The organism is Pseudofulvibacter geojedonensis (assembly GCF_042675745.1).
GTDB classification, from domain to species: Bacteria; Bacteroidota; Bacteroidia; order Flavobacteriales; family Flavobacteriaceae; genus Pseudofulvibacter; species Pseudofulvibacter geojedonensis.
Window position 1 is genome coordinate 104,487 of sequence record NZ_JBHTJM010000006.1, and the last position, 17,928, is coordinate 122,414.

The 17,928-nt window shown below is 34.3% G+C and carries 13 protein-coding genes; 2 read left to right on the plus strand and 11 right to left on the minus strand.

All coding sequences use genetic code 11. The annotated features are described in order from the left end of the window. Positions 1–123: 123 nt before the first annotated feature. The 9 genes from ACFQ1O_RS05500 to ACFQ1O_RS05540 form a co-directional block, all read right to left on the minus strand. Positions 124–3,141, minus strand: coding sequence for a reprolysin-like metallopeptidase (locus ACFQ1O_RS05500; protein ID WP_377714171.1), 3,018 nt, complete (start codon positions 3,139–3,141; stop codon positions 124–126). Between the two features lie 228 nt (positions 3,142–3,369). After that, a complete protein-coding gene (locus ACFQ1O_RS05505; RefSeq protein ID WP_377714173.1) occupies positions 3,370–5,628 on the minus strand; it encodes a GEVED domain-containing protein in 2,259 nt (752 codons plus the stop codon). A 257-nt stretch (positions 5,629–5,885) separates the two neighbouring features. Then, positions 5,886–8,024, minus strand: a complete 2,139-nt coding sequence (locus ACFQ1O_RS05510) for a zinc-dependent metalloprotease (protein ID WP_377714175.1) — start codon at positions 8,022–8,024, stop codon at positions 5,886–5,888. A gap of 139 nt (positions 8,025–8,163) precedes the next feature. After that, positions 8,164–9,477, minus strand: coding sequence for an NADH:ubiquinone reductase (Na(+)-transporting) subunit F (nqrF, locus tag ACFQ1O_RS05515; protein WP_377714177.1), 1,314 nt, complete (start codon positions 9,475–9,477; stop codon positions 8,164–8,166). A gap of 1 nt (position 9,478) precedes the next feature. Beyond that, on the minus strand, positions 9,479–10,195 hold the full coding sequence (gene nqrE / locus ACFQ1O_RS05520) for an NADH:ubiquinone reductase (Na(+)-transporting) subunit E (RefSeq protein ID WP_377714179.1): 717 nt from the start codon (positions 10,193–10,195) through the stop codon (positions 9,479–9,481). 4 nt (positions 10,196–10,199) lie between these two features. Continuing rightward, a complete protein-coding gene (locus tag ACFQ1O_RS05525) occupies positions 10,200–10,844 on the minus strand; it encodes an NADH:ubiquinone reductase (Na(+)-transporting) subunit D (RefSeq protein ID WP_377714181.1) in 645 nt (214 codons plus the stop codon). A gap of 2 nt (positions 10,845–10,846) precedes the next feature. Then, on the minus strand, positions 10,847–11,596 hold the full coding sequence (locus ACFQ1O_RS05530) for a Na(+)-translocating NADH-quinone reductase subunit C (RefSeq protein ID WP_377714183.1): 750 nt from the start codon (positions 11,594–11,596) through the stop codon (positions 10,847–10,849). Positions 11,597–11,598: 2 nt separating this feature from the next. Then, complete coding sequence (locus ACFQ1O_RS05535; RefSeq protein ID WP_377714185.1) at positions 11,599–12,825, minus strand: NADH:ubiquinone reductase (Na(+)-transporting) subunit B; 1,227 nt, start codon at positions 12,823–12,825, stop codon at positions 11,599–11,601. A gap of 3 nt (positions 12,826–12,828) precedes the next feature. Beyond that, positions 12,829–14,181, minus strand: a complete 1,353-nt coding sequence (locus ACFQ1O_RS05540) for a Na(+)-translocating NADH-quinone reductase subunit A (protein WP_377714187.1) — start codon at positions 14,179–14,181, stop codon at positions 12,829–12,831. Between the two features lie 170 nt (positions 14,182–14,351). Here ACFQ1O_RS05540 and ACFQ1O_RS05545 point away from each other — a divergent pair, with 170 nt between their 5' ends. Both ACFQ1O_RS05545 and apaG read left to right on the plus strand, forming a co-directional pair. Continuing rightward, entirely contained in the window at positions 14,352–15,593 is a 1,242-nt protein-coding gene (locus ACFQ1O_RS05545) for a type IX secretion system plug protein (protein ID WP_377714189.1), read from the plus strand. 76 nt (positions 15,594–15,669) lie between these two features. Next, complete coding sequence (gene apaG, locus ACFQ1O_RS05550) at positions 15,670–16,056, plus strand: Co2+/Mg2+ efflux protein ApaG (RefSeq protein ID WP_377714191.1); 387 nt, start codon at positions 15,670–15,672, stop codon at positions 16,054–16,056. Here the strand turns inward: apaG and ACFQ1O_RS05555 are convergent. Together ACFQ1O_RS05555 and ACFQ1O_RS05560 are read right to left on the minus strand one after the other, a co-directional pair. Next, complete coding sequence (locus ACFQ1O_RS05555; RefSeq protein WP_377714193.1) at positions 16,049–17,050, minus strand: DUF6695 family protein; 1,002 nt, start codon at positions 17,048–17,050, stop codon at positions 16,049–16,051. The two genes, apaG and ACFQ1O_RS05555, sit on opposite strands and share 8 nt — an antisense overlap. Beyond that, positions 17,043–17,768 (minus strand): NRDE family protein, encoded by a 726-nt coding sequence (locus ACFQ1O_RS05560; protein ID WP_377714195.1) that lies wholly within the window; start codon positions 17,766–17,768, stop codon positions 17,043–17,045. The genes ACFQ1O_RS05555 and ACFQ1O_RS05560 overlap by 8 nt, the downstream gene beginning before the upstream one ends. Positions 17,769–17,928: the final 160 nt, after the last annotated feature.

Sequence of the window (17,928 nt, forward strand, 5' to 3'; positions counted from 1 at the left end):
AAATAAACAAACACCCAAAATGTTTTTCTAGTTAACAATAATCTCTATTTGTGTTATAAAACAAAAAAAAGAGTGTGTTTTACAACACACTCTTTTAAAATATAAGTTTAGTATAAACTAAAACTATTCAATAATTAATTTTTGAGTAGCTTTTTTAGCCCCACTTGTAACTGTAAAAATGTACATTCCTGAAGGCAACTCTCCTAAGTTTATTTCTTGATTAAATACAGAAGAATTGTTTTGGTAAGTATTATCAAAGACCAATCTTCCTCTAATATCAAACAAAGAAATATTTACTTTATCAGTAGTACTTATAGTTAAGTTTACTATACCCTCTGTTGGATTTGGTATTAAACTAAATGTATTGAAATCAGATTGCACTACACTTAACGACTCTTGTACATTTACTGTATAATCTTCAACTTCAGCATCATGACCATTTTCACATGAAGTAGCTGCTGAACTATATTTAGTTGTTACCCTCATTGTTGTTGCACCTAAAGCTGCATCTGAAGGAACCATTATGCTTAATCCTGAATTAGATGTTGCACCATCGGCTACATTGTTAGCAGACCCTAAATCATATTCTTCAGTTGCTACATCAAACACGCAATTTTGATTCCAATCAACCCAAACTGTACTTATAGTTGTATAATTACCATCTGTGTTTGCTTGTATAGTTAGCGGGTAAGAACTTTCTCTATTTACATCTGTAGACATAGCAGTATAATCGCTATAGCCTGCAGGCTTAGCAGATGGATTATCTATAGTATTAAAAGCAACTCTAGTTGTACTAGTCTGGTAAGTAGTGTTAGCTACAGATGCACATAAACTATTAACAACACTTAAAGTAACATCTACATTTTGAGTTACAGATGCCGAAGTTCCAGTAACAGTTATAGTATAATTATTTTCTGCAACTCCACCTAAGTTACCTACAGTCATCGTAAAAGTTCCTGTAGCACTTAAACTTGTTGGAGAAAATGACACTGTAGATCCTGCTGGATTACCTGTTGCACTAAATACTGTATTTTCATTGAATCCATTTAAAGCAGTAAAATCAAACTCAAAATCTACAGAGGCTGATCCACAAGTACCTTGATCACCGTTACTATTAGCCATTGTAAAAGTTGGTGATGTTCCAACAATACTAAAGTTGGTATCAGAAATATCATAAAATATATTATCAGCTGCTCTTACCATAACTCTTGCTGTGTTTGTTGGAGTTGCTGGTACTGTTATTGTTTGCGAACCATCATTTGGTGTATTAGCCAATAATACTGTTGGATAAGTATATCCACCGTCTGTTGATAATAAAATATCTACATTCTGACAGTTGATAGTTCCATTTGTTGTAGAACCTACATTCCATGTAACGGTTTCTGTTCCTCCTTCTGTCCATGTAACAGCTGTATTAGGAGCAGACATTGTAAATGGGTCAACATTTTCTACAGTAACAACCATAAGGTCTGCATCTGTTTGACCAATACCATTAGCAAAACCACTAGCATTATCTCTAACCACAAAAGAAAAATTCATGGTTCTAGCAACAGAAGGAGTTACTTCCCATGTTGGGGTTAAATTACCCGCAACTACATCTGCTATACTTGGCAACCATCTTTCTGGAGATGCCGTAGGGTGTATTGATCGGTACATTGGTCCGCTTGTCCATGTTGGTTGTGGAGCTGCGTTTGTAGGAGCCTGAGCTGGATCATTTGGAGCCCAGTTATAAGTATGCTCAGCTGTACCATCTGGATCAGTAGATGAACCAGTTAATACAAATGCTGTTGATCTTGGAATAGTATAATCTGCTCCAGCATTAGCTACTGGTGGCTGATTTGTTAGAGCTGTTGGTGTAGCACAAGAACTACTAACTCCTGTTTGAATATTATCTGAAACGTCGCGGATGTTAACATAATTAAAGTGAGCATCACTATTTGGCTGTACATTTGTTGCACAAATACCAGCATACCCCATAATAGAACTACCAGATGCTGGCTCTACCTCTGTAGTACCATTCCCTGATCTACTACAGGTATTCATTGTATGGTAAGCATCGAATTGGTGTCCCATTTCATGAGCAACATAATCAATATCAAACGGATCTCCAGTAGGATCTGCCCTACCTGTATAGGCTATACCTTTGTGAAAGTTATTAACATTCTGTACAGAACAAACACATCCTAAACAACCTGCACTACCACCACCTGTAGTATTAAAGTTATGACCGATATCATAATTAGCTTGACCTATTACACTATCAATAGTTTGACCAGTAGTAGTATTGTATTCACCATTCCATGGATCTGTTGCTGCATCTAAGTAAATAATCTGATCATTGTTTGCTATAAAAATCATTGTTATAGCTAAATCTCGCTCATATATACCATTTACTCTAGCCATAGTAATTGCCATTTGAGCTTGAACATTAGCTTTTTGTTGAGCTACTGTACCTCCTCCTGCAAAAATAGCTCCATATTCTCCAGTACAAGATTGAGCTAAACGATATGTTCTTAGAGTTTGGTCATCCGTATCGGCTCTTTGCTGACTTGCAACATCGCCAGTTATTGAAGGAAAATCGATGTCAGTATCTAGTAAACACTCAAAACTTTGAGAGTCTTGACCAAGTGAATTCTTATCGTAAACCATATAGGTTAAACGGTCATCAGTATAAGGATCTATATACATAGAGTTTCTATTTCCTGACAATGTCATAGTATGCAATCCAAATTGAGTTATTGTAAACCTCATTGTTGCTGTAGGATCATCAATTCCTTGAGCTGCATACGATTTAATCATTGGAAACTTTTCTGCCAATCCTTGTTCCATAATTGGAGCTTCAGCAATTCTAAAGCGTTCAAATGTTCCTTCTGGTGTCGGAAAACTTGCTATAACATTAGACCTTCCTGCAAATTCACCCCTTACTGGAGCATTTTGGATAGCTTGTTTAAATTTTTCAATATCTAATTGAAAAACTTCAAATGTTCTTGGCTGAGATGCACGATGCACCTTTTTAGCGCTGCTTAACTTTTCTTTCGAAGCTTTTGTCCAATAACGATTGTTATCTTGGGCAAATAATGCTACAGAATTAAAAATTATCAACGCAAGAAGCATAAGCTTCTTCGTGTAATCTTTTTTCATAATTGGGTTATTAAATTAAAAAACAGCGTGAATATATATAAAAATCAAATGATTAACAAATGTAAAGCACTTATTATGATCATAACACAACCTACTGATTTAGTATACTTTACTGAAAAAATAGAGCAATAGCCCACAAACAATAGAAAGAATAGTTTTATAGAAAAAAAAAAAAAAAACGATATACTTAACAGTATATCGTTTTCTATTATAATGATTGAATATTTATTATTCTATAACAATTTTCTGAGTAGCCTTTTTAGCTCCACTTTCTACAGTAAAAATATACATTCCTGATGAAAGATCTCCTAAATTAACATCCTGATTAAAAACTGCTGAATTGTTCTGTAAAACTCTTTCTGATATTTTTCTACCTCTAATATCAAAAATTGAATACTTAACAGAATCACTTGTACTAACTGTTAGATTGATAAATCCATTTGATGGATTAGGTGTTACTACAAATGTAGCAAAATCTGACTGAGCTATACTTAATGAAGGATCTACAACAATTCTATAATCTTCAACTTCTCCATCAGTTTGAACCCCACAAGCAGTAGGATAATTGTAAGGAGCTGCTGGTTGAGAATAAATAGTAGCAACTCTCATTATGGTATTTCCTAGAACAGCATTTGCTGGAACAGTTACTGATAACGGTGAGTTAACAGTAGCTATATCAAAATTAGCAGCTGCTGTAACATTTGCGTTCCCTAAATCATACTCTTCACTAGCATCAAACACACAGTTTTGATTCCAATCTATCCAAACTTTAGTTTGAGTTCTATACTCTCCATCTGCATCAACATTTACAGACAAGTTATATGAAGATTCTCTGTTTACAGTAGTACTAACAACTGTTTGAGTAATATCAGAATAACCATCTGTTTGATCATCAGCACCAATTCCATCTGGAGTACTTGATGCTCTATCAATAGTATTAAATGTAACTCTTGTTATTGCAGTTTTGTATGGTACTGTAGCAGAAACTGCACAATTTCCAGTTCCTACGGTTAAACTAACTGTTGTGTTTTTAGTTTCAGAAGTTGATGTACCAGTAATGGTAATAGTATAATTTCCATCAGTTGCAGAGTTTAATCCAGATATTGTCATTGTAGTACTACCTGTTCCGTTTAATGTAGTAGGTGAAAAAGCTGCTGCTGCACCTCCAGGTAATCCAGAAGCTGAAAAAGTAGTTGTTTCATTAAAACCATTTAATGCTGTCATGTTAACTGTATAATCAACTGAATCTGAACCACAATTAGATTGACTTGTAGGAGAAGGCACTAAAGTAAAAGTCACTGCCGTAGGAGCCTGACATCCTATAGATGAATTTAACTCCATTCTTCTAGGCGATTGAGCCATAATTGCTTGCATTCTATCTTTCTGATCTTGAGTAAATCTATCCATACAAGCGTCATTAGTATAATCCATGTAGTTTTCAATAGGATCATTACCTGGATTTGCTGCTCCAGTACAAGAATCGTTTGTTGTACAGTTATAATTAGGTGCTCCTGAATTTGGTGTATCAGCACAAAAATCATCTACTGAACAATCTCCATCTCCCCAAACATGTCTTAATCCTAACCAGTGACCTACCTCGTGAGTCATTGTTCTTCCTAGGTTATAAGTTGCATTTAAAATGAATGATCCATCATTTTCTGCATTTGTACCAAAAGCACTAAATCCTGCTACTACACCGTCAGTATTTGCAGCACCTCCTGATGGGTTTAAACCTCCTAATCCAGGAGTATTATCTGGAAATTGTGCATATCCTAATAAACCTTGCAGACCTCCTGCATTTAATGGAGCCCCTCCTGGTTTAATACTCCAAAAATTAATATATTTTGTAGGATCCCACTGAGTGTTAGTTTTCATTGTTTCAACATCAGCTCTTGTTTCCCAATCATCAACAACTGCTGGTGTTGCTGTGTTTGAATAAGGTGTTATGTTATGGTGAATAATACCATTGGTTGGATTTCCATTTGCATCTTGTTGAGCTAAACAAAAGTTAATTTCAACATCTACACCTGGTCCATCTCCAGGAGATCCAGCTAATTTTCTGTAATCTTGATTCATTACATTGATTTGCGATGCTGCTTGTGCGTCAGAAATATTTTCGCTGGTAGCATTTCCTGGTGTATTTACTGGATCACCATTATGTATTATATGTATTACTACCGGTATATTATACACTGCCATTTGAGCTCTTCCAGCTTCTCTATCAGCTTTTATTTTTGCTACATGAGGAGCTAACCACTCTTCAAATTGCTCATTTGTATACTGCTTTGAATTTTGCTGAAGTATTCTTTGATTTTCAACAGACAAACACCTAGCAAACCCTGTTTCCTCTATGTTTTGCTTAGTAGCTTCAGTCAATTCAAACTGAGATTGATTTGGGGTAATTTGTTTAGCTTTTTGAGCAAAACTTGAAAAACAAGCAGCCATTAAAGCCATAGAAAAAATACCCTTTAAAGTAATTTTTTTCATCTTATTGTTATATTTTTTAAAATTAAATCGCCCCTAAATTACAACAAAACAGCACACTTAACAAATACTAAAAGTTAAAAAAAAACAAACTAAATAACTGATTTTAACTACGAAACTTATTTTTATCAATACCAAATTCAACTAAGAAACAACATCTTATAAAAAAAGCATCATCAAAACTATAGTCTTGATGATACTTAAAACTTCAACTTATAATATATCTGTAAGGCTAATTAGTTGAACTATTATAATGAAAATTATTCTATAATTATTTTCTGAGTGGCTTTCTTAACCCCGCTTTCTATAGTAAATATGTATATTCCAGAAGAAAGATCTCCTAAATTAACATCTTGATTAAATACTGATGAATTATTTTGCAAAGTTTTTTCAGAGATTTTTCTACCTCTAATATCAAAAACAGAATACTTAACTGATTTACTAGTACTAATTGTTAAATTGATATATCCATTTGACGGGTTAGGTGTAACTAAAAATGTTTCGAAATCTGACTGCGCCACACTTAAAGACGGTAATACTGTAATTTTGTAATCCTCTACCTCTCCATCTGTTTGCACACCACAAGCTGTTGGATAATTTGGCGTATTAGGATCTGAATAAATTGTTGCTACTCTCATTACTGTATCACCTAAAACAGCTCCTGCAGGAACCGTTACAGAAACAGGCGAATTAGTTGTAGGTATATCAAAATAAGGTGCGCCTCCACTAAGATCTCCTTGATCCATATCATATTCTTCTGATGGATCAAATACACAATTCTGATTCCAATCTATCCATACTTTTGTCTGTGTTCTATATTGTCCATCTGCATCCACATTAACAGTTAAATTATATGAAGACCCTCTATTTACAGAGGTACTAACTCCCGTTTGAGTTTCATCTGAGTAGCCATCTGTTTGATCATCTGCTCCAGTTCCATCTGGAGTACTTGATGCTCTATCGATAGTATTAAAAGTAACTCGAGTAATTGCTGTTTTATATGGTACTGTGGCAGAAACAGTACAACTACCTGTTCCGTCAACTAAATCTATAGAGATGTTTTTGGTAACAGATGTAGAAGTACCAGTTATTGTTAATGGATAAGTACCATCTGTAACACTATTTAAACCTGTTACAGTTAAAGTAGTTGTCCCGGTAGCATTTAATGAAGTTGGCGAAAAAGAAGCCATTGCTCCTGCCGGTAAACCAGTAACTGAAAAAGTAGTCGTTTCACTAAAGCCATTTAAAGCTGTAAAATTAACAATAGTCTGCGCAGAATCAGCACCACAGTTTCCTAGGTTGTCTGCAGAAATATCAAAAGTTGGTCCTTGACAGTCAATTTTATCAAAAGCCCAATCACCAGCTACAGATGCCCAGTAGGCTTCAACTACCGTAGCTTGATCTGGAGTAAACATATACATTGAAGCGTCATTTACATAATCCATGTAATTCATAGTTAATGACTTTTCTCCTGCATTACACCCATCTACGGAACCATTTGCAGGATTTCCGTAAGTAGAGCTAGAAACTTTTGGAGTATCGGCAATTCCATCACCATCTGGCTGCGCACATTGACTAGCATCACCGTCTGCAATAAAAGTATGATTTAAGTTGTAAAAATGACCTAACTCATGTGTTACAGTTCTACCTAAATTATATGGAGATACTGGAGCTGCAACTCCTGGGCAACCAGAACCAGTACCATAGCAATTGGTATTCATTACTACTGCTGCACCATTAGCTATACTACCATTTAATGGAGAATATCCTAAAAGTCCAGGTCCAATATCTTTAATAATAAAATTCATATAACCCGCATATGTAGCATCTGTTTCAGGAAAATTAGGATTAAAGTTTGAACCATTTGCACCTATAGTTACTAATGGACTTCCTTCTGCTACTTCTGGATCCGCTCCTGCAGGGTGGTTTTTAGTTGCTATACAAAACTGCACATCCATACTACCAGGTGTTAATCCAGGATAGAAAGCACTTGCGGCCGGCCACAAAGATGCTTGATCTGCATTAGTAGCTGTATAATCTTCATTGATAACATCTATTTGAGTTTGAGCATAGGCCTCTAAACAAGCTCTATCTGCCTCTGTACCTATTCCATCAAAGTGAACTGCTACTGGAATGTATAATGTAGCCATTCTTTGATATGTACCGTTCATTTTCTGCTGATGAATTTCTAACAACTTCTCCTCAAACTTAGCCTTTCTTTCATAAAAAGAAGCTCTATATTCAGGATTATCAATCATTGCCTGTTCGTGTTTGTCTAATCCACAATTCCTGTGCTCTGGAACAAGTTGTTTAGAATTTTTAACCTGTTGACTATAACCTAAGAAACAGGTAGTCAATAATAACAAGAGCAAAGCCCTTTTAATTGTAATTTTTCTCATTTTTATATTGGGTTTTTAAAAATTAAAACCCCAATCTACAACAAAATCAGACACTTAACAAATGTTTATAACAAAAAGCTTAAAGTAAAAAAAGCCAACACATAACTGTGTTGGCTTTTGAAAAAAGGACAAATAATTATTATCCTCCAAAATCATCAAAACGGATATTTTCGTCATCAAGACCAAAATCTTCACCCATTTTTTGTACTGCTTTGTTCATTAATGGTGGTCCACAGAAATATAATTCTAAATCTTCTGGACTATCGTGTTTAGATAAATATTGGTCTATTACTACTTGGTGAATAAAGCCAACAAATCCATCTCCTGCTTCGTCATTAATATCTTTTTTCACTTTCCAGTTATCTTTCTCTAATGGTTCAGATAAAGCTAAAAAGAATTTAAAGTTCGGGAAATCTTTTTCTAATGCTCTAAAATAGTGTATGTAGAACAATTCTGCTTTAGAACGACCTCCATACCAATAGGTTACTTTTCTACCTGTTTTTAAAGTTCTAAATAAGTGATAAATGTGTGAACGCATTGGCGCCATACCAGCCCCACCACCTACGTATAACATCTCTGCATCACTTTCGTTAATAAAGAATTCTCCGTAAGGTCCAGAAATGGTACACTTATCTCCAACCTTTAAATTAAATATATAAGAAGAGGCAACACCTGGGTTTACATCCATCCAAGCGTTCTTAGCTCTATCCCATGGCGGAGTAGCAATACGTACATTCAACATAATTTCTCTTCCTTCAGCTGGATAAGAAGCCATTGAGTATGCTCTTTCTACCGTTTCTGAATTCTTCATCACTAGTGGCCACAATCCGAACTTATCCCAATCTGCTTGAAACTTATCAGGCTCTCCTGGGTGATCATCTGGATGTGCTGTAATATCCATATCTGCATACTTAATTTCACATTCTGGTATTTCAATCTGAATATATCCTCCAGCCTTATAGTTCATATCTTCAGGAATCTCTACTACAAATTCCTTTATAAAAGTAGCTACGTTGTAATTACGAACAACAACTGCTTCCCATTTCTTGATTCCAAATACTTCTTCTGGAATAGAAATGTTCATATCCTGCTTAACTTTTACCTGACAAGATAAACGAGCTCCGTGTTGTAATTCTTTACGAGTAAAGTGAGGTGTTTCAGTTGGAAGAGCTTCTCCTCCTCCTTCGTGTACGTGACACTCACACTGAATACAAGTTCCACCACCACCACAAGCTGATGGTAAGAAAATCTTTTCTCCTCCTAAAGTAGATAGTAAAGTTCCTCCAGAAGGCACTTCTATCTCTTTTTCTCCATTAATGGTAATCTTTACATTACCTGAAGGCAATAATTTATCTTTAGCAAATATTAAAATACCTACTAAAACTAACACTAACACTAGCAATGAAATTACTGTGATAGTTATTGCCCCACCTGTTGACGCTAAATAAATCATCTTATTTTATTGCTTTAATATTAGTATTATCAGCTACAGTTTCAGTTTTTTCAACCTGAACCTGAACCGTTTTCTCTTCTTTCTTTGCTTCACCGTCTCCACCAGTTAACATACCACCAAAGCTTTGGAACCCTAATGCCATTAAACCAGTAATGATAAAAGTAATCCCTAATCCTCTTAACGGACCTGGCACATTAGAATAACGAATCTTCTCTCTAATTGCTGCAATTGCTAAAATAGCTAAGAACCAACCTATTCCTGAACCAATACCATAAGTAGTAGCCATTCCTATAGAAGCAAATTCTCTTTGCTGCATAAATAATGAACCTCCTAATATAGCACAGTTTACCGCAATAAGTGGTAAGAAGATACCTAATGAGTTATATAATGACGGAGAGAACTTTTCTACTAAAATCTCTACTAATTGTACCATTGTAGCAATAGTAGCTATGAATAAAATAAAAGTTAAGAAACTTAAATCGTAATCTGCATACTCAGGACCTAACCAAGAACCTAAAGCTCCATCTCTTAATAAATACTGATCTAACAACCAGTTTAGAGGCATTGTAATTGCCAATACAAAAATAACTGCTGCTCCTAAACCTACAGCCGTAGATACTTTTTTAGAAACTGCTAAGTAAGAACACATTCCTAAGAAGAATGCGAATACCATATTTTCAACGAAAATCGATTTTAAAAATAATTCTAAATATTCCATAATTCTAGTGATCTTCTATTAATGCTTTATTTTTACTACGCTGAACCCAGATAATAATACCAACAACTATTAATGCCATTGGTGATAATACCATAAAACCATTGTTTTCATATCCTATAGAATACAAACCTGTTTTCTCTATTGGATCTCCCAATACTTTAGCACCAAATAATGTACCTGCTCCTAATAACTCTCTAAAGAAAGCTACTATTATTAACAAAATACCATATCCTGCTGCATTACCAATTCCGTCTAAAAATGCTGGCCAAGGTTTGTTTCCTAAAGCAAAAGCCTCAAAACGCCCCATGATAATACAGTTGGTAATAATTAACCCGATAAAAGCCCCTAACTGTTTACTTAATTGGTAGGCATAAGCTTTTAAAACCTGATCTACAATAATTACTAATGTAGCAACTACTATTAACTGTACAATAATTCTAATTTTAGAAGGAATAACATTTCTCATTAATGAAATGATAACATTTCCTAAACCTAGTACAAAAACTACTGATATTGCCATAATAATAGATGGCTTTAACTGAGCTGTAATTGCTAAGGCTGAACAAATCCCTAATACCTGAATAGTAACCGGATTGTTATCTGCTAATGGGTCTAAAATTAACCCTTTGTGTTTTTTTGATAGTCCCATAATTACTTTAAAGTTTTAAAATAAGGTACATATAACCCTAAACCTTTTTTTATCATAGCTGCAACTCCGTCTCCAGTAATTGTAGCTCCTGCCATAGCATCTACAGCATTATCGGTTTTTCTGTCGTTCTTTGGATCACCATTACCTTTTTTAATAGCAATTCCTTGATAATTTCCTTGAGCATCAAAAGTATGTTCTCCTTTGAAGTCATCTCTAAAGAAAGCTTCTTTTATATTTGCTCCTAAACCTGGAGTTTCTGTTTGGTGATCGAAAAAAGCTCCTTGAACTACCATATCTTTATCTAAAGATAAGTAAGCCCAAACTGGTCCCCAAAGACCATTTCCTCTTACAGGAACTATATAAAACTCTTTTCCATCTTTTTTACCGATAAACATAGAAAGTTTTTGCTGGTAAGAAGCATCTGCCTTTACCTTATCTTGTTCTTTCTTTACTTCTATCTTAAAAGCTTCGTTAGTTTTAGTAGCTTTATCTCCTACAATGATATACTGCTCTTCACCAACGTATTTTTTAAATAACTCTTCAGCTTGAGCTTCTGGAACAGATTCATTTACATCTTCTGGATGTGTAACACCCATTGCGTATAAAATATTCTGCATTTTTTCAATCTTTTTATTAGTCTTAATTGTATCACTTAAACTTGAAGAAATACCTGCTAATAAAGATCCTACTACCACAACCATAATGATTGAGAAGATAATAGTGTACGAATTTTTACTTGTATCTATAGCCATGATTATGCAGTTTTAACACGTTTTAATCGCTTCTTAACATTTCCTTGAACCACGTAGTGATCAATAGTTGGAGCGAATACGTTCATTAATAAAATAGCTAACATTACTCCTTCTGGGAAGGCCGGGTTAAATACACGAATCATAACCGACATGAAACCAATTAAGAAACCGTAAATCCATTTACCCTTGTTAGTTTGAGCAGCAGACACTGGATCTGTAGCCATAAACACAATACCAAAAGCTAAACCTCCAATTAATAAATGTTGCCAGAAAGGAACATTCATTAATGCAAAGAATTTAGTTCCCTCCATAGAAGGTGCTATTTGATTAAAAATAAGCCCCATTACTAAAGAACCAATTACAGCAGACAACATAATTCTCCACGATCCTACTTTAGTGAAAATCAAGAATAAACCTGCCAATAGTATTAACAAAGTAGATGTTTCGCCTACTGATCCTGGAATAAATCCTAAGAACTGATCCATTACACTCACATTAGAACCTCCTAAGGCTAAGTCTTTTCCTTGAGCCAAAGCACCTAAAACAGTTTCTCCAGATATTGCATCTGGAACTCCTCCTGCTGGCACATCTTGTACACGAGGATCTGCTCCAGTAACCCATACTTTATCTCCGGTCATCCAAGTTGGATAAGCGAAGAATAAAAATGCTCTTACTGTTAATGCAGGGTTAAGAATATTCATTCCTGTTCCTCCAAAAACTTCCTTACCAATTACAACTCCAAAAACTACAGCTACAGCTAACATCCACAAAGGAGTATCAACTGGAACAATTAAAGGAATTAACATACCAGACACTAAATATCCTTCTTCTACTTCATGTCCCTTTATTATTGCAAAGATAAATTCTACCACTAATCCAACAACATAAGAAACGATTACTAACGGTAAAATTTTAGCAGCACCTAATAATAAGTTATCCATAGACCAAAATTCTGGGCTAAAGAATCCTGTAGAAGCGGCTTGAATTTCTCCTGTAGCTAAATAATGTTGGTAACCCGCATTAAACATACCAAATATTAAACAAGGTATTAATGCTGTAATTACAGTATCCATCGTACGCTTTAAGTCATCTGCCATTCGAATGTGTCCACCTGAGTGAGTTACTTCATTAGGCAAATACAAAAACGTATGTATTGCATTGAACGCAGGAGCCATCTTGGTTCCTTTGTACTTTTCTTTTAAATTATGTAAATTTTGCTTTAATCCCATAACCTATCCTATCTCTTTATACATTAAGTCTAACCCTTCTCTAATAATTTCTTGATGTGGCTGTTTAGACACACAAACAAATTCTGTTAGAGCGAAATCTTCTGGAGCTACCTCATACATACCTAAAGCTTCCATTTCATCTAAATCTTTTACCATACAAGCTTTTAGCATTTGCAATGGATACATATCTAACGGAAAAACCTCTTCGTAAGAACCCGTAACAACAAATGCTCTATGCTCTCCGTTAGTATTAGTATTTAAGTCATACTTTTTATTTGGCGTTAACCACGAAAAAGTCATCGCTCTAGAGGTAGATACTTTATTAAACATTGGTCTTTTCCAACCAAAGAAATCGTAATCATTCCCTTCAGGAATTACAGTAACGGTGTTGTTGTAATATCCTAAGTATCCATCTGGAGCACTCTTCAATCCAGTTAAAATATTTCCGTTTATTACACGAATATTCTCTTCTTTAACGCCTGAATTATATAAGAAAGTTGCTACTTCAACTCCAATTTTAGTCTTGTAGTATTTTGGCTTTTCAACTGCAGATCCAACTAAGGCAATTATTCGCTCAGCATTGAATTTACCAGTTAATAAAGTTTCTCCTATCATAACTAAATCTTGAGGAGATACTGTCCAAACAACCTCACCTTTATTTACTGGGTCAATCTTGTTAATTTGAGTCCCAACGTTTCCTGATGGATGTGGACCAGAAACCTTATGCAAGGTAATCCCATCTAAACCAGCCATGGGCGAATTAGATTTTTTACCCACAGACACATGAACAGATCCTTCTGTTAGTTTACCTAAAGCAGTAATTGCAGCCTGTAACTCAGCTTCTTTACCAGCTAAAACGTAATCGTAATCTGCTGCTAAAGGTGCACTAGCGTAAGCTGAAACAAATATAGCTTTAGGAGCCACATCTGGGTTTGCTATTATATCATAAGGACGTTGCTTTATAAAAGGCCAACAACCAGAAGTTAATAAGTGATTTTTGATGCTCTCAGCATCGGCACTTGCTACATTTAAACTGTTTCCAGCAGCATATTGCTGTGTAGAATCTGCCTTGATTTTGATGGTTAGAATTCTTCTTCGTTCTCCACGAATAATTTCCGATAGTTCTCCACTAACAGGAGAAACAAATTTCATTGCTTCAACAGATTTGTTATAAAATACTGCCTCACCAGCTTGTACTTTATCACCTACCTTTTTAAGCATTTTAGGGGTTATTCCGTGAAAATCTGAAAGCTGAATTGCATAAACATTACTTGGTATACCTGCAACAGTAGTCTGTTCTGCAGCTCCAACCAACTTAATGTCTAAACCTTTTCTTATACGAATGTCTTTGGACATAATTGTGTAGATTTTACTAAAAATTCGAGCAAATTTACAATTTAATACCCTTTAGTTAAAATTGTGTTAAGGCTATTTTCTTTATTTATATCATTTCTAAATAACAAATTACACCTAAAACAAATGGCACAAAATTTGACTATATTTACACGAATTTTACCTAGAAAACAATGCGACTTTTTTTAACAATAACAAGCCTACTTACAGCTTTCATCTGCTCTTCACAGGTTACCAACGAGGTTAACCCTCCTGAAAACATTAAAACTATAATACTACAAGAGTTAACATCTGAAAGACAAATCCCTTTAATAAAATTAGGAAAAACACTAACCCTTAAATTTGATGATATTAATGGGGATGAAGCAGATTATTACTACAGAATTAACCAATATAATTTTGATTGGACTCCTTCTGCTTTAATGAAATCTGAATACCTAAGAGGTATGGACGAGCAACACATCCAGGATTACGTAAACTCATACAATACCTTACAGATATATTCTCATTTTCGTCTTAGCATCCCTAATGAAAATGTAAGAATCACAAAAACAGGAAACTATATAATTGAAATTTACGATGACGAAGATGAAATTGTATTTTCTAAAAAATTTATTGTTTATCAAGACAGAGCAAATGTAGGAGTAGAAATAAAAAGATCTAGAGATCTAAACCATATCGAATCTAAACAAGTAGTACAATTCCATATTAGCCCCCAAAACAACTTTTTTAACAATCCTAAACAAAACATCAAAACACTTGTTTTTAAAAACAATAATATTAAAAACTCAATCACCAACCTAAAACCCCAATACACAATTGGCAACAAACTTATGTATCGCTACGACCAAGAAGCTAGCTTTTGGGCCGGTAACGAATATTTTTATTTTGACAATAAAGACATTAGAGGTGGAAACATTAGTCTTCGAAGAACCGAACTAAAAGACCTATACCACAACTACCTCTACACAAATCGATCTAGGAGACACGACACTTATACATACAACCCAGATATTAACGGAGGGTTTGTGGTTAGAAACTTAAATGCCGACAACAGCAATATTGAAGCAGATTATACTCAAATACATTTTTCTTTAGAAAACTTTGAAAACATAGGTAGCAGAAAAATTTATGTTATAGGAAACTTTAACAACTATCAATTAGATAAAAATTCCGAACTAAAATTTGACCAAGAAAGCGGTTTATACAAAAACACCTCGTTAATAAAACAAGGATTTGTTAATTACAAATTCATAACTCTAACCAACAACAAAATAGATCACTCTTTTATTGACGGAAACTTTTACCAAACTGAAAACGAATACACAGTAGTTGTTTATTATAGAGATATTGGCGCTCGTTATGACCAAGTTATAGGTCTAGGTAGCGCTTCATCAATTAATATTAGTAATTAAAAGTAAGCTTCGTATAAAAAACAAGACTCATCATAAATAATTTTATTATTTTTACACTAAGTTTTTGTAGCACATAATGGTTCAACAAATTACAAGAGGTATAAAAGTTTCTGTAGAAACAAATTTTGAAGGTACATTTTATAAAAATTATAAGATGCACTTTGCCTTTGGATATAAAGTAACTATTGAAAACCAAGGAAAAGAATCGGTACAACTAACTTCTCGCCATTGGGAAATTTTCGATTCCCTTAACAACAAAGAAATCATAGAAGGAGAAGGTGTTATTGGAAAAAAACCTGTTTTAAAACCCGGAGAAAAGCACAGCTACAACTCGGGTTGTTTACTAGCTTCTCCTTACGGATCCATGAATGGCTACTACAACATGGTTAGTTTTAACTCTTCTAAATCTTTTAGAGTTAGCATACCTGCCTTTAAGTTAAGCGCCCCTTTTGCACTTAATTAAAATCCCTCAAATACTCCAAACAAAATATTTTCCCATTTTGCTTGACCGTACAATAAGCACAATTAGAGTTATGAATTACTTTAAACTCTTTACCTATATCAAATCCGGCAGCTTTTTTAAAAACTGCGTCAATATCCACGTTACCATAAGGAGATATTCTACGCATTCTAAATTCATTATCTGCTAATATTTGCTCATGAGTTAACTCATACCAAGCTCCAGCTGCAATACCAGACAACCATTGCGTATTTTTATGCAATCCCTTAACATCTTTTGACTGTATAGTTCCTACTAAATTCACCTGATAATTTTTAAGTCGATCTAAAAAATATTTTCGATTCTCCCTAAACACTGTTGAAGTAAATTGACTCACCTTATTTGGAGTTACCTCATACACTTTACCATCAGAACTGGCTAACACCACATTGCCTATGGTACTTGGAGTAAACCACTGAGAACTGATTAGCTTTTTTCTTATTTTAAGATTTGTTACCCCAGCTATTAAAGTTGTAGTTACAAACCTAGCACAATTACTCGCATTCTTTTTAAACGCTGCATACCTAATTGAGCCTTGTCTTTGCATTTTACTAATATACTTTTTTGCTATTTCATAATCTACCTCATTACATATAGATGCTAGTAATTTACCATCACCGTGAGTTAACTCAGGATTAGAAGCCAAAAACAACAGGATCTCATTCAAATTTTGAATCTTATTATTTTCAATAACAGCTTTTAAAGGAAAATCCAATTCTCTATCATACTTTTTACCCCTCACTCTCCCATTAGGCGCTTTAGTTATATACCTACCAAAGTCATGATACTCTAATTCGCCGCGATCTTTATTAATCAACACCAAAGCTGCATGACCTGCACGTAAGTAATCTTTTTTACCAATACCTAAATATTTTAAATATGGAGAATACCATTCATCTGCTACCATTACAATAGTTTCTGGATAAGCCATTGTAATAATGATACCTGTATTAACCATGAACAACAACCGAATTAATATTTTCTAGAAAAACTAAATCTTTTAGCAAGTCTTTATAGAGCATATCTATCTCATCACCATTCTTAACCACATTAGTAATACTCACAGTTTTAAGATGCCCTCTATCTATTTGCAAGTCAACATCTTTATCTCCTACACCAAAGTTTTCATGAAACTCTAACGCATTTTCTTTAGAAAACTCTTTATCTGAAAAATAATCTAAAAACCATTGATTTCTAATCTGCTTCATTTCTTGTGTATACAATGTTGATGAAGACCATATTTTTGGTTTATTTACATCTAATTGAGATATATGCTTTTCAACCCCATCCCAAATCAGTTCATGTGCAACCAAATTTTCAGACCAATCTATTACAATCAAAGTAAATGGCTCAATATCCTTTAAAATACAACTGTAAAGCAACTCTTGAAAATCATCAACTTGAAGAAAATTAATTACAACTTTTCCCCGGCTATGTCTATAGTTACTTTTCCTAACATGCTTTTCAAAACCACCATTTAATAAACAAACCAATCTTTTCTTATCAGAAACACCTATCCAACTCCCTCCAGCAAGCTTGTCTTTTGGCATTAAAAACTTAACCTCTTTACCTAAATAAACCCTTGGTGCTATTGTCTCTCTTCCAACAGCTTCGTCTCTATTAGATGTAAATACAAAATTTTCTTTATTTTGGGGTAAATAACTTACTGTACACATATTAGGCTACTAGTCTTACTTTGCTTTTGCAACTTACAAAAAAAATACAGCTTCTAATGATTCTCCTGCAAATTAACACTAATAACCCACAAAAACATTTAATACCTATAATAAAGCACTTTAGTTGGTTGTTTTTTAGTAATTTTGACGACTTGAATCA